13 protein-coding genes are annotated in these 13,275 nt (G+C 68.3%); all 13 read left to right on the top strand.

Annotated features, from left to right (window positions below; genetic code table 11):
- Positions 1 to 69 precede the first annotated feature (69 nt).
- The 13 genes from EGT67_RS02875 to hpf all read left to right on the top strand — a co-directional run bounded on the left by EGT67_RS02875 (position 70) and on the right by hpf (position 13,263).
- On the top strand, positions 70 to 990 hold the full coding sequence (locus tag EGT67_RS02875; protein ID WP_127914497.1) for a cation diffusion facilitator family transporter: 921 nt from the start codon (positions 70 to 72) through the stop codon (positions 988 to 990).
- Positions 991 to 1,065: 75 nt separating this feature from the next.
- Positions 1,066 to 2,586 carry an amino acid permease gene (locus EGT67_RS02870; protein ID WP_127914496.1) on the top strand — a complete coding sequence of 507 codons (1,521 nt, stop codon included), beginning with the start codon at positions 1,066 to 1,068 and terminating at the stop codon, positions 2,584 to 2,586.
- 107 nt (positions 2,587 to 2,693) lie between these two features.
- Positions 2,694 to 3,923: an alkane 1-monooxygenase gene (locus EGT67_RS02865; RefSeq protein ID WP_127914495.1), complete on the top strand. Its 1,230-nt coding sequence runs from the start codon at positions 2,694 to 2,696 to the stop codon at positions 3,921 to 3,923.
- A complete protein-coding gene (locus tag EGT67_RS02860; protein ID WP_127914494.1) occupies positions 3,920 to 4,081 on the top strand; it encodes a rubredoxin in 162 nt (53 codons plus the stop codon). The genes EGT67_RS02865 and EGT67_RS02860 overlap by 4 nt, the downstream gene beginning before the upstream one ends.
- Before the next feature lie 21 nt (positions 4,082 to 4,102).
- Positions 4,103 to 4,285 carry a rubredoxin gene (locus EGT67_RS02855; protein WP_127914493.1) on the top strand — a complete coding sequence of 61 codons (183 nt, stop codon included), beginning with the start codon at positions 4,103 to 4,105 and terminating at the stop codon, positions 4,283 to 4,285.
- Positions 4,286 to 4,308: 23 nt separating this feature from the next.
- A complete protein-coding gene (locus EGT67_RS02850) occupies positions 4,309 to 4,917 on the top strand; it encodes a TetR/AcrR family transcriptional regulator (RefSeq protein ID WP_127914492.1) in 609 nt (202 codons plus the stop codon).
- Positions 4,918 to 4,992: 75 nt separating this feature from the next.
- Positions 4,993 to 6,471: an adenosylhomocysteinase gene (gene ahcY, locus EGT67_RS02845; RefSeq protein WP_127914491.1), complete on the top strand. Its 1,479-nt coding sequence runs from the start codon at positions 4,993 to 4,995 to the stop codon at positions 6,469 to 6,471.
- A gap of 165 nt (positions 6,472 to 6,636) precedes the next feature.
- A complete protein-coding gene (locus tag EGT67_RS02840) occupies positions 6,637 to 7,305 on the top strand; it encodes a dTMP kinase (protein WP_127914490.1) in 669 nt (222 codons plus the stop codon).
- Positions 7,306 to 7,372: 67 nt separating this feature from the next.
- Positions 7,373 to 8,050, top strand: a complete 678-nt coding sequence (mtrA, locus tag EGT67_RS02835; RefSeq protein ID WP_005518730.1) for an MtrAB system response regulator MtrA — start codon at positions 7,373 to 7,375, stop codon at positions 8,048 to 8,050.
- Positions 8,047 to 9,867 (top strand): MtrAB system histidine kinase MtrB, encoded by a 1,821-nt coding sequence (gene mtrB / locus EGT67_RS02830; protein WP_127914489.1) that lies wholly within the window; start codon positions 8,047 to 8,049, stop codon positions 9,865 to 9,867. The genes mtrA and mtrB overlap by 4 nt, the downstream gene beginning before the upstream one ends.
- Positions 9,864 to 11,636: an MtrAB system accessory lipoprotein LpqB gene (gene lpqB, locus EGT67_RS02825; RefSeq protein ID WP_127914488.1), complete on the top strand. Its 1,773-nt coding sequence runs from the start codon at positions 9,864 to 9,866 to the stop codon at positions 11,634 to 11,636. The genes mtrB and lpqB overlap by 4 nt, the downstream gene beginning before the upstream one ends.
- Positions 11,637 to 11,676: 40 nt before the next feature.
- Positions 11,677 to 12,351, top strand: a complete 675-nt coding sequence (locus EGT67_RS02820; protein ID WP_241565858.1) for a ComF family protein — start codon at positions 11,677 to 11,679, stop codon at positions 12,349 to 12,351.
- Positions 12,352 to 12,591: 240 nt separating this feature from the next.
- On the top strand, positions 12,592 to 13,263 hold the full coding sequence (gene hpf, locus EGT67_RS02815; RefSeq protein WP_127914486.1) for a ribosome hibernation-promoting factor, HPF/YfiA family: 672 nt from the start codon (positions 12,592 to 12,594) through the stop codon (positions 13,261 to 13,263).
- Positions 13,264 to 13,275: the final 12 nt, after the last annotated feature.

Below are 13,275 nucleotides of genomic sequence, written 5' to 3'. Positions count from 1 at the left end.
GCGGCCCGCCGCCGTCCTGGGTGATCACGCGGCCGGTGAGCCGCTCGAAAGCGACGAGAGGAGTGGCCGGTGTCGGCAAGCGGGAGTAAGAAGGCGATCTTTGCTGCACTGACCGCGAACGCGGGAATCGCGGTGGCCAAGTTCACCGGCTTCCTGATCACCGGGTCGTCGTCCATGCTCGCGGAATCGGTTCACTCGGTGGCCGACACGTCCAACCAGGGACTGCTGCTGTTCGGCCAGAACCGCGCCGAGAAGCAGGCCGACAAACTCCACCAGTTCGGCTACGGCCGCAACCGGTACTTCTACTCCTTCGTCGTGGCCCTGGTGCTGTTCACCCTGGGTTCGCTGTTCGCGATCTACGAGGGCATCCACAAGATCCAGCACCCCGAGGACCTGTCGTCACCGATCGTGGCCGTCGTCATCCTGCTGGTGGCGATCGCGCTCGAGACGTACAGCTTCGTCACCGCGATCGGCGAATCGCGCCCGCTCAAGGGCGACACGAGCTGGTGGGGCTTCATCCGCACCTCCCGCACACCCGAACTGCCCGTCGTCCTCCTGGAGGACACCGGTGCCCTGATCGGACTGGTGCTGGCGCTCGGTGGTGTCGGGCTCACGATGCTCACCGGCGACCCGGTGTGGGACGGCATCGGCACCCTGTGCATCGGTGCGCTGCTGGGCATCATCGCGATCGTCCTGATCATCGAGATGAAGAGCCTGCTGATCGGTGAAGGGGCCACCCAGGACGAGGAGGACCGGATCCTGAGCGCGCTCGTCGACGGTGTCCGGATCGATCGTGTGATCCACTGCCGCACCCAGTACCTCGGTCCCGAGGAGATCCTGGTGGCGGCCAAGGTGGGCATCGCGCCGGGCTCCGGGATCGAGGACGTCGCGGCGGCGATCGACGAAGCCGAGGTCCGCATCCGCGCCGCGGTTCCGGCGGCCCGGCTGATCTACATCGAACCGGATCTGTACCGCGCCTTGGGCGACTAGCCGTTTCGGAAACCGTGCTGACACCGGTCTCCCGGCATAGGCTGACGACCATCCCAACCTCCCGAGGAGGCAGTGATGGCGACACCGGACCGGAAGGCCGTGCCGGGGCGTTCCCGGAACGCTCGCTCAGGACTGTTCCGTACCAAGTCGGTCGAACAATCGATCCTCGAAACGGACGAGCCCGAGACCAAGCTCCGCAAGGACCTCACCGCGTGGGACCTGACCGTGTTCGGCGTCGCGGTCGTGATCGGCGCGGGCATCTTCACTCTCACCGCACGAACCGCCGGCAACGTCGCTGGGCCGTCGGTCTCGCTGGCATTCGTGTTCGCGGCTGTCGCGTGCGCGCTCGCCGCGCTGTGCTACGCGGAGTTCGCGTCCACGGTCCCGGTCGCCGGTAGCGCGTACACCTTCTCGTACGCCACGTTCGGCGAGTTCGTCGCCTGGATCATCGGCTGGGACCTCATCCTCGAGTTCGCGCTCGCCGCGTCGGTGGTGGCGAAGGGTTGGTCGCTGTATCTCGGTGAGGTGCTGGGGAGTTCGAGCCCGGTGTTCCACATCGGATCGCACGAGGTCGACTGGGGTGCCGTCTTGATCATCGCGATCATCACGGTGCTCCTGGCGACCGGCACCAAGCTCTCGTCCCGAGTGTCGGCGGTGATCACCGCGATCAAGGTCGCCGTGGTGCTGTTCGTGGTGGTGGTCGGCGCCTTCTTCATCAAGTCCTCCAACTACTCGCCCTACATTCCGCCGTCCGAGTCGGGGTCGACGGGAGAGGGCATCCACCAGTCGCTGTTCTCGTACATCACGGGTGCGGGCGGCAGCACGTTCGGCTGGTACGGCCTGCTCGCCGCGGCCAGCCTGGTGTTCTTCGCGTTCATCGGTTTCGACGTCGTCGCGACCACCGCAGAGGAGACCAAGGAACCGCAGAAGGCGTTGCCCCGCGGCATTCTCGGCTCGCTCGCGATCGTGACCGTGCTGTACGTCGCGGTGTCGCTCGTGCTGACCGGAATGGTGAACTACACCGAGTTGGCCGGTGACGACTCGACGCTCGCGACGGCGTTCGCGCTCAACGGGATGGACTGGGCGAAGAACCTCATCTCGTTCGGTGCGCTCGCCGGCCTGACCACCGTCGTCATGGTGCTGATGCTCGGGCAGACCCGTGTGCTGTTCGCGATGTCGCGCGACGGCCTCATGCCGCGGTCTCTGGCTCCGACCGGCAAACACGGGACGCCGGTGCGGATCACGGTGCTGGTCGGTGTGGTCGTCGCAGTGCTGGCGGCCTTCTTCCCGATCGGCACGCTCGAGGAGATGGTCAACATCGGCACCCTGTTCGCGTTCGTGCTGGTGTCGATCGGCGTGGTCATCCTGCGCCGGACGCGACCCGACCTCCCGCGCGGGTTCCGGGTGCCGCTCGTACCGCTGGTGCCGATTCTCGCGGTCCTCGCCTGTCTGTGGCTGATGCTCAACCTCTCGGTCGAGACGTGGCTGCGCTTCGTCGTGTGGATGGCGATCGGCGTCGTCGTCTACTTCTCCTACAGCCGGAGGCATTCGCTGCTCGGGGTCCGGGCGCGGGCGGAGGCCCACGACGAGACCTGACTTTACAAATCGATCAGTTTGTCTAGACGGGATACATCTAGCCGCGTATCGTCCAATCCACAGTGACGCCGCTCATAGTCGGGTGGTCGTGTGGAAGGGGACGAACGATGGCGAGTGATGTGGGGGGACCGATCGCCCCGGCGCCGGCGTGGCGGGACAAGAAGCGTTACCTCTGGCTGCTCGGCCTGATTCCGCCCACCGCGATCTTCGTCGCGATGGGCCTCGTGTGGCTCACCGACCGGGCGGGACTCGACGCCGTCGCGCCCGTGTGGTGGTGGATCGGGCCGCTGCTGGTCTACGGCCTGCTGCCGATTCTGGATCTCTGGTTCGGTGCCGACGGTCAGAACCCGCCCGACGAGATGATCGAGCAACTCGAGAACGACCGCTACTACCGCTGGTGCACGTACGCCTACATCCCGTTCCAGTTCCTCACGCTCGTCGTCGCGTGCTACCTGTGGTCGGCCGACGACCTGGGCTGGCTCGGGATCGACGGCGGCCTCGGCGTGGTGTCCAAGATCGGACTCGCGATCAGCGTCGGGTGCGTGGCCGGCATCGGCATCAACACCGCCCACGAACTGGGGCACAAGAAGGACGATCTGGAACGCTGGCTGTCGAAGATCACGCTGGCGCAGTCGTTCTACGGGCACTTCTACATCGAACACAACCGTGGTCACCACGTGCGGGTCGCGACGCCCGAGGACCCCGCGAGTTCGCGCTTCGGAGAGAGCTTCTGGGCGTTCCTACCGCGCAGCGTGTGGGGCAGCCTCGCGTCGGCGTGGCGCCTGGAGAGGGCCCGTCTGGAGCGGCTGGGCAAGGGGCCGTGGACGATTCACAACGACGTGCTCAACGCGTGGCTGATGTCGGTGGTGCTCTTCGGGGTGCTGATCGGGGTGTTCGGCTGGGAGGTGGCGCCGTATCTGGTGCTGCAGGCGGTGTTCGGCTTCACGCTCCTCGAGACCGTGAACTACCTCGAGCACTACGGCCTGCTGCGCGGGCGCACCGACAGCGGGCGGTACGAGCGCTGCTCGCCGGCGCACAGCTGGAACAGCGATCACATCTGCACCAACATCTTCCTGTACCACCTGCAACGGCACAGCGACCACCATGCGAACCCGACGCGGCGCTATCAGACGTTGCGCAGCATGGACATTGCCCCGAACCTGCCGACCGGGTACGCCGGGATGATCATGCTCGCGTACGTCCCGCCGCTGTGGCGCGCGGTGATGGACCAGCGCGTCCTCGACCACTACGACGGCGACATCACCAAGGCGAATCTGCAGCCGCGCAAGCGCGAGAAGTTGCTCGCGGCGTACGGGACCGGGGGAGGGGCGGCATGAGCGCGTATCGGTGTCCGGTGTGCGAGTACGTGTTCGACGAGTCGGTCGGCGCGCCCCGTGAGGGATTCCCGGCCGGCACGGTGTGGGAGTCGGTGCCGGACGACTGGTGCTGCCCCGACTGCGGGGTCAGGGAGAAGATCGATTTCGAACCCGTGTGACGGGGGACAGGGACGGTGATCATGAAGGACTACAAGCTCTACCAGTGTGTGCAGTGCGGATTCGAGTACGACGAGGAACTCGGCTGGCCGGACGAGGGCATCGCGCCCGGTACCCGGTGGGAGGACATCCCCGACGACTGGCGGTGCCCCGACTGCGGTGCCGCCAAGGAAGACTTCTTCATGGTCGAGGTCGAACGAAGCTGAGGGAAGTCTCTAGGCTCGACGCCATGAGCGAGTCAGGTGCCCGGATGCCGTACCCGGAGGCGTCCCGGCTGTTGCTGCGGGAATCGATTCTCGGCGCGGTCCGCGATCTCCTGCTCGAGCGGGACTGGTCCGCCGTGACGATGTCGGACGTCGCGGCCGCGGTGGGGGTGAGCAGGCAGACGCTGTACAACGAGTTCGGAAACCGGCAGGGGCTCGCCGAGGGGTACGCGCTGCGCCTCGTCGACCAGTTCGTCGACGCGGTCGCCACGGCCGTCTACGCACACGTCGGCGACGCGCGCGCCGCCCTCGTCGACGGCTTCACCGTGTTCTTCCAGGCCAGCGGCGCCGATCCGCTGGTGGGGTCGCTGCGCAGCGGCGTCGCCAAGCCGGATCTGCTGCGGATCGTCACGACGGACAGCGCCCCGCTGGTCGAACGCGCGTCGGAGCGGTTGGCGGAGACGTTCCGGCGGAGCTGGATCCAGGCGTCGGACGCCGACGCGATGATCCTGGCCCGCGGTGTCGTTCGGGTCGCGCTCAGTTACATCTCGATGCCGCCGACATCGGATCGTGACGATGCGCAGGAGTTGGCGGCGCTCCTGTCGCCGTTCGTGGACGTCGTGACACGGGTGTGAGGGGCTGCCCGTCCCCGGCCGAGACCGTCACCCGATAGCCTGGGGGGATCCCAGACGGTTAACAGGAGAGGCAGCATGACGACCTCAGTTTCATCGGGCCCGGTGGCAGAGCACCGTAACGGTATCGACTTCAAGGTGGCGGACCTGTCACTCGCGGAGTTCGGTCGCAAGGAGATCCGTCTCGCCGAGCACGAGATGCCCGGTCTGATGGCGCTGCGGCGTGAGTACGCGGATGTCCTGCCGCTCAAGGGCGCTCGCGTCTCGGGCTCGCTCCACATGACCATCCAGACCGCGGTCCTGATCGAGACCCTGGTCGCGCTCGGTGCCGAAGTTCGATGGGCGTCGTGCAACATCTTCTCGACGCAGGACCATGCGGCCGCGGCCGTCGTCGTCGGCCCGCACGGCACGCCGGAGGAGCCCAAGGGCGTCCCGGTCTTCGCCTGGAAGGGCGAGACCCTCGAGGAGTACTGGTGGGCGGCCGAGCAGATGCTCACGTGGCCGGGCACGACCGCGAACATGATCCTCGACGACGGCGGCGACGCCACGATGCTGGTGCTGCGCGGCGCGCAGTACGAGAAGGCCGGCGTCGTCCCGCCCACCGACGACGAGCACGACTCCGACGAGTACAAGGTGTTCCTCGCGCTGCTGCGCAAGTCGCTCGAGGCCGACGGCGGCAAGTGGACCGCGATCGCCGAGTCCGTGAAGGGCGTCACCGAGGAGACCACCACCGGCGTGCTGCGGCTGTACCAGTTCGCGGCGGCCGGTGAACTGGTGTTCCCGGCGATCAACGTCAACGACTCGGTCACCAAGAGCAAGTTCGACAACAAGTACGGCACCCGCCACTCGCTGCTCGACGGCATCAACCGCGGCACCGACGTGCTGATCGGTGGCAAGGCGGCGCTGGTGTGCGGCTACGGCGACGTCGGCAAGGGCTGCGCCGAGGCGCTGCGCGGCCAGGGTGCGCGCGTCACGGTCACCGAGATCGACCCGATCAACGCGCTGCAGGCGATGATGGACGGCTTCGACGTCAAGACCGTCGAGGAGTTCATCGGCGAGGCCGACATCGTCATCACCGCGACGGGCAACAAGGACATCATCTCCTTCGAGCACATGAAGCAGATGAAGCACCAGGCGATCCTGGGCAACATCGGCCACTTCGACAACGAGATCGACATGGCGACGCTCGAGCGTTCGCCGGAGGTCACGCGGATCAACATCAAGCCGCAGGTCGACGAGTTCCGATTCGCCGACGGCCACTCGATCATCGTGCTGTCCGAGGGGCGCCTGCTGAACCTGGGCAACGCCACCGGCCACCCGTCGTTCGTGATGTCGAACTCGTTCGCGAACCAGACGATCGCGCAGATCGAGCTGTGGACGAAGCCGGACGAGTACGACAACGAGGTCTACCGCCTGCCCAAGCACCTCGACGAGAAGGTCGCCAAGATCCACGTCGAGGCGCTCGGTGGCTCGATCACCAAGCTGACGAAGGACCAGGCCGAGTACATCGGCGTCGACGTCGAGGGCCCGTACAAGCCCGAGCACTACCGGTACTGATCCGGACCGAACGGCGTCAGCCGCGGCCGGGGACGGGCATTGCCGTCCCCGGCCGCGGCCGTCCGTGCGGCGGACATCACCGGTCGACGGCGGAGCCCCACTGTGACCGCCCTCCCACGACGTGGTCACCCGGCCGCGCCGCGAGCACCGATAGGCTCGGCGACCGTGGGAACTCTCATCGCCCTGGAAGGGCTCGACGGCGCCGGGAAGCGCACGCTCGTCGGCAAGGTCGTCGCCCGGCTCGAGCAGCGGGGCCTGCGGGTCGCCACGCTCGACTTCCCCCGCTACGGCGCGTCGATCCACGCCGACCTGGCGTCGGAGGCGCTCAAGGGTGCGCACGGCGACCTGGCCGACTCGGTCCATGCGATGGCTGTGATGTTCGCGCTCGACCGGGCCGGCGCGGCCGAGCAGCTACGCGGGCTCGTCGCCGCGAACGACCTGGTCATCCTGGACCGCTACGTCGCCTCCAACGCGGCCTACGGGGCGGCCCGGCTGCACCAGCACGGCGACGGTGAGTTCGCGGCGTGGATCGCGGACCTCGAGTTCGACCGCCTCGGGTTGCCGCGCCCGGACCTGCAGATGTACCTGGACGTGCCCGTCGCGCTCGCGGAGGAGCGGGCCCGGCGACGCGAGGCAGAGGACAGTGCGCGGGCACTGGACGCGTACGAGAAGGACAGCGGACTGCAGGCCCGCACCGGTGCGGTCTACCGGGAGTTGGCCGCCGCGGATTGGTACTCGTCGTGGTGGACGATCGCTCCCGACGCCGATCCGGGCATTCTGGCCGATAAACTGGCACTCTTGCAGCAGCGGGACGGTACGCCGCAGAAACATTGAGCGGCACGCCGTAGGAGTACACGCTCCTTTCCACATTTCGCAGCCTCGAAGATGTAACGATAGGGATATGAAGCCAAGGATTCTGGTTGTCGACGATGACACGGCGCTCGCGGAGATGCTCACCATCGTGCTCCGCGGTGAGGGATTCGAGCCTTACGTGGTGGGCGACGGCAGCCAGGCACTGACGGCCGTTCGTGAGACCCGCCCCGATCTGGTCCTCCTGGACCTGATGCTTCCGGGCATGAACGGTATCGACGTGTGCCGCGTGCTGCGCGCCGAGTCGGGTGTCCCGATCGTCATGCTCACCGCGAAGACGGACACCGTCGACGTCGTCCTGGGCCTCGAGTCCGGCGCCGACGACTACATCATGAAGCCGTTCAAGCCGAAGGAACTGGTGGCGCGGGTGCGCGCGCGGCTGCGCCGCACCGAGGAGGAGCCCGCCGAGGTCCTCAGCATCGGCGATATCATGATCGACGTGCCGGCGCACAAGGTGACGCGGGACAACGCGCTCATCTCGCTCACGCCGCTCGAGTTCGATCTGCTGGTCGCGCTCGCACGCAAGCCGCGCCAGGTGTTCACCCGCGAGGTTCTCCTCGAGCAGGTGTGGGGATACCGGCACGCCGCCGACACCCGTCTGGTGAACGTGCACGTGCAGCGACTGCGCGCGAAGGTCGAGAAGGATCCTGAGAACCCCGAGGTAGTGCTGACGGTCAGGGGTGTCGGCTACAAGGCCGGACCGCCGTGATCGGTGCCGGCCGGAAGCGGCGGCGTGTCAACAGACTCTTTGCGCCGCTGATCCGCTGGTGTCGGGCGTGGGGTAATTGGCTTGCCCACGCTTGGCGTCGGTCTCTCCAGCTTCGGGTCGTCGTGTCGACCCTGTCGCTGTCCTTGATCGTGATCACGATTCTGGGTGTGGTGCTCACCAGCCAGATCACCGATCGACTCCTCGAGGCGAAGATCACCGCCGCCACCGAGGAGATGGACCGTGCCCGCAGCACGGTCGAGGCGCAGCTCGCCGGCGCCGACGACAGCGGATCCCTCAAGGTGCGGTTGGACGCCGCGCGTCTGGCGCTGACCAATCGGGAGTCCGACGGTGGTCAGACGTCCGGTTCCGCCGGGACCTTCGATCCGGTGCTCATCGTGCCGGGTGACGGACCGCGTGAACCCACGTCCAGCGGGCCGGCCGACCAGATCCCGCCGAGCCTGCGGGACTTCGTGCACGCGAACCAGATCAGCTACCAGTTCGCGACGGTCGCCGACCCCAACGGGTACTCCGGTCCAGCGCTGATCATCGGTAGCCCCACCTCCTCGGACATCTCCACGCTCGAGCTGTACCTGGTGTTCCCGCTGGCCAGCGAGGACCGCAGCCTCTCGCTCGTGCGGGGCACGATGCTGATCGGCGGTGCGGTGCTGGCGGTGCTACTCGCCGCGATCTCGATGCTGGTCGCACGCCAGGTGGTCCTGCCGATCCGGTCGGCGTCGCGCATCGCGGTGCGCTTCGCCGACGGCCGGCTCAAGGAACGCATGCCGGTGCGCGGCGAGGACGACATGGCGCGTCTGGCGATGTCGTTCAACGAGATGGCCGAGAGCCTGTCGAAGCAGATCACGCAGCCCGAGGAATTCGGCAACCTGCAGAAGCGGTTCACCTCCGACGTGAGCCACGAGCTCAGGACACCGCTGACGACCGTCCGTATGGCTGCCGACCTCATCCACGACAGCAGCGACGACCTGGACCCCGTGCTCAAGCGTTCGTCCGAGCTGCTGGTCGCGGAGCTGGACCGGTTCGAGAGCCTGCTCGGCGACCTGCTCGAGATCTCCCGGCACGACGCCGGTGTCGCGGAACTGGCGGCCGAGCAGCTGGATCTGCGGATGTGCGCGCGTGCTGCGGTGTCGACCGTCCGCCACCTGGCCAAGGAGACGTCGACCGAGCTCATCGTCGATCTGCCCGAGGAGCCGGTTGTCGCCGAGGTCGATCCGCGGCGCGTCGAGCGCATCCTGCGGAACCTGCTCGCGAACGCGATCGACCACGGCGAGGGCAAGCCGGTGCTGCTGCGGCTGCGTGCGGACGACGAGGCCGCGGCCTTCATCGTGCGCGACCAGGGTGTCGGTCTGCGTCCGGGGGAGGAGAAACTGGTGTTCAACCGGTTCTGGCGGTCGGATCCCTCCCGCGTCCGCCGGTCCGGCGGCACCGGATTGGGCCTGGCGATCAGCGTCGAGGACGCGAATCTGCACAACGGCACGCTCGAGGCGTGGGGTGAGCCGGGCCAGGGCGCGTGCTTCCGGCTGACGTTGCCGCGCGTGCGCGGACGCAAGGTCACGCGCAGTCCGCTTCCCCTCAAACCCGGTGGCGGCAAGCTGGTCCAGGGTCGGCCGCTGCCCGGAACGCGGGCGGAGGTCGCGATGCGGGCCGAGCCCGGTGTTCCCGGCGCGGCTGCGTCGAAGGCCGAACCGGCCGCGTCGAAGGTCGAACCGTCCGAGCCCGCCGAGGCGTCTCCGGCGGTGGCGCAGCCCGATCCGGACGATGCCCCGACCGTACCCAAGGTGCGGGAGCGCGAATCGTGAGCCGCGTGCGCGCGGGGAGGGTGGCGGTCCTGGCATCGCTCACGCTCCTCGCCGCGGGCTGCGCGAACCTGCCGGACTCGTCGGCGCCGCAGGCGATCGGCACGATCGAGCGGGCGCCGGCAAGCACCAGCGTCGAGGCCCCGGCGTCGGGGCGTGAGCCGGATCTGCTGCTGCGGGACTTCGTCAAGGCGAGCACGGACCCGGCGAACCGGCACCTCGCCGCGCGTCAGTACCTCACCAAGGACATGTCGGCCCGTTGGGACGACGCTGCGAGCGCGACGATCGTCGACAAGATCGACCTCATCACCGAGTCGCGCAACGCGAACCGCGCAGTCTACACCATCCGGGCCAACCGGGTGGGGCAGCTCGAACCGGGCGGCCTGTATCAGGCCCAGGAGGGCCAGTACGAGGCGAAGTTCAGCTGGGTGAAGGTCGACGGCGAATGGCGCATCGACGACCTGCCGAACGGTGTGATCATGGACCGCCCGCAGTTCCTCAACTCGTATCAGCGCAAGTCGCTGTACTTCCTCGATCCGACCGCGCAGACGGTGGTGCCGGATCCCCGGTGGATCTCGTCGAGCCAGGACCAGATGGTGACCCAGCTGATCGGGCTGCTCATCGACGGGCCGAAGCCATCGCTCGCGGGGGCGGTCCGCAACGAACTCGGTTCCGGGGTCTCGGTGCTCGGCCCCATCACGAAGGCCGACGGGCGAGCGTCCCAGGTCGGCGTCGGGCTCGGGGGAGTCCGGGTGGACTTCCAGGGACTCGGCCGGATGAACGCGCAGTCGCGGGAACTCCTTGCCGCACAAGTGGTCTGGACGCTGGCCAACGCCGACATCTCGGGCCCGTACGACCTGCTGGCCGACGGCCAGCCGCTCGACGAGCGCTACCCCAACGGGTGGACGATCGCCGACGTCGGATCGCTCAATCCGCTCGCGACGTCGAGTGCCTCGGTCGGGCTCCACGCCCTGCGTGGCGGCGGGCTGGTCAGCGTCGCCGACGCCGCCGTGAACCCGGTGCCGGGCTACTTCGGCGCGTCGGACAACCTGCGTTCGGTTGCGCTGTCGCGGGACGGAGCGCTCGCGGCGGCGGTGGCGGAGACACGGCGGCCGGCGCCGGAACCGCAGACGGCGCTCGTCGTGGGGACGTACGACGGCAACGTCGCCACAGCCCTCGAGGCGCAGACGATCACCCGGCCCACGTGGGCGCTCGACGGGTCCACCGCGTGGGCGGTGGTGAACGAATCCGCGGTGGTGCGGGTGGTCCGGGAGACGGGTACCGGCAAGCTCACCACGACGCCCGTCGAGACCGGCGCCATCACCGCGCTGGGCGGTCCGATCACGGAGCTGCGCCTGTCCCGGGACGGCGTGCGTGCCGCACTGATCGTCGACGGCAAGGTCTACGTCGCGACGGTGATGCGGACGCCGGACGGCGAGTACTCGCTGACCAGTCCGCGGGCGATCGCGCACGGGCTGGGCGGCCCCGCGGTCGCGCTCGACTGGAGCACGGCCGACACGGTCGTCGTAGTCCGCGAGGGTTCCGACGTCCCGGTCGTGCAGTTGGCGGTGGACGGGTCGCGGATGGATCCGCTGCCCAGCCGGAACCTCACGTCGCCGGTCAGAGCTGTCGATGCCACGCTGACCACCGAGTACGTCGCCGATGCGCGTGCGGTCTTCCAACTCAACAACAACGACCCGGCCGGTGATCGGTACTGGCGTGAGGTGCCCGGCCTGACCGGGTCGCAGGCGATCCCGGTCGTACCGGGCTGAGCCGCCGAACCTGTCGGCGGCAGCGGGCACACTGGCCGCCGTGCGCGCGCTCCTCGACCTCGTCCTCCCCGCCGAGTGCGGCGGTTGTGGTGATCCCGGTTCCGCGTGGTGTGAGCGGTGTCGGCGGGCGCTGGCCGACGTACCCGTCGCGGTGAGCACCCGCGTGGACCCGGGCGTTCCGGTGTGGGCGCTCGGACCGTACTCGGGACCGCGTCGCGGCGCGGTCATCGCCGGGAAGGAGCGGGGTCGCCGGGATCTCGCCGCGCCGATCGGGCTCGCCCTGGCCGGCGCGGTCGTGACCCTGCGCCGGTGGGGGGAGTTGGCCCCGCCGGGTGCGGCGCCGCTGTGCCTGGTGCCGGCTCCGACCCGTGCCCGCGCCGCCCGTAGCCGGGGTGGTGACCCGGTGCTGCGCTCGGCGCGTGTCGCGGCCCGCGCGCTGGGAACGGACTGCCGGGTGTGGCCGGCACTGTCGATGCGCCGGGGCGTGCGCGACTCCGTCGGGCTGTCAGCGGCGCAGCGGCAGGAGAACCTCGCCGGCCGGATCCGGGTGTCGGAATCGGCGCGAGACGACCGCTCCGCGGCGGGGCGACGAGGCGCCGAGGTGGTCATCGTCGACGACGTCGTCACGACCGGCGCCACCGCGGCGGAATCCGTTCGCGCGCTCGGTGCGGCCGGGGTGCGGGTGGCGGCGGTGCTCGTCGTCGCCGCGGCGTGAGCGGTCTCCACGCCGTGTCCTGCGGATTCGGGCGTTCCGGGCGGATGTCTCGGACGACACACCCGTGAATTACGGCTGAACAGTGGCACACGGGGCGGTTACGTACTAGCGTCGCGTTCACACCCGAAGTCACAGGTGGGAGGTGATATTTCACGTTCTGATGCCGGGTGGTTCCCCGCCCGGTCGAGATCGAACTCGCCGGTCTCACGAGGTGAGCCGGCCGTTAATCGGGAGGTACGAGTGACGACCCCTGCAAATGCCTCGGTCTTCGTTGATGAGGACACCACGGAGGCGCAAGTTCCATCGGACGCCAACAACGCCGAAATCGTCGTCAAAGGACGGAACGTCGAGGTTCCGGATCACTTCCGGGTCTACGTTTCCGAGAAGCTCGCACGACTCGAGCGCTTCGATCCCACCATCTACCACTTCGATGTGGAACTCCAGCACGAACGCAATCGCCGACAGGCCAAGAGTTGCCAGCGGGTCGAGATCACGGCTCGCGGCAAGGGGCCGGTCGTCCGCGCCGAAGCGAGTGCGGACAGTTTCTATGCGGCATTCGAATCAGTGACTGCCAAGCTGGAAAGTCGATTGCGTCGGACGAAGGATCGTCGCAAGGTCCATTACGGCGAGAAGACGCCGGTCTCCGTCGCGCAGGCCACCGCCGCGCTGGCGCGGGACGACACGTTGGCGATCGATCACGGACTCTCCCTGGACGGCGAGGCTCCGCCCGGTCCGGGACAGATCGTGCGCACGAAGGTGCACTCGGCCGAACCGATGACCGTCGACGACGCGCTCTACGAGATGGAACTGGTCGGACACGACTTCTACCTGTTCCACGACAAGGAGACCGATCGGCCTTCTGTCGTGTACCGCCGCCACGCGTTCGACTACGGATTGATACGCCTGGCGTGACATCGCGGGCGG

The sequence above is a fragment of the Prescottella agglutinans genome, from assembly GCF_004011865.1.
Classification (GTDB): domain Bacteria; phylum Actinomycetota; class Actinomycetes; order Mycobacteriales; family Mycobacteriaceae; genus Prescottella; species Prescottella agglutinans.
Note: the sequence above shows the minus strand (reverse complement) of the source record. Positions and strands in the feature narration are given on the sequence as shown.

What these genes read in the sequence shown, in the direction of transcription:
- EGT67_RS02860 (WP_127914494.1), top strand. Translation starts at nt 3,920, where the DNA reads ATGAGCGCGTATCGGTGTCCGGTGTGCGAGTACGTGTTCGACGAGTCG.
- EGT67_RS02855 (WP_127914493.1), top strand. Translation starts at nt 4,103, where the DNA reads ATGAAGGACTACAAGCTCTACCAGTGTGTGCAGTGCGGATTCGAGTAC.
- EGT67_RS02850 (WP_127914492.1), top strand. Translation starts at nt 4,309, where the DNA reads ATGAGCGAGTCAGGTGCCCGGATGCCGTACCCGGAGGCGTCCCGGCTG.
- EGT67_RS02865 (WP_127914495.1), top strand. Translation starts at nt 2,694, where the DNA reads ATGGCGAGTGATGTGGGGGGACCGATCGCCCCGGCGCCGGCGTGGCGG.
- ahcY (WP_127914491.1), top strand. Translation starts at nt 4,993, where the DNA reads ATGACGACCTCAGTTTCATCGGGCCCGGTGGCAGAGCACCGTAACGGT.
- EGT67_RS02870 (WP_127914496.1), top strand. Translation starts at nt 1,066, where the DNA reads ATGGCGACACCGGACCGGAAGGCCGTGCCGGGGCGTTCCCGGAACGCT.
- mtrA (WP_005518730.1), top strand. Translation starts at nt 7,373, where the DNA reads ATGAAGCCAAGGATTCTGGTTGTCGACGATGACACGGCGCTCGCGGAG.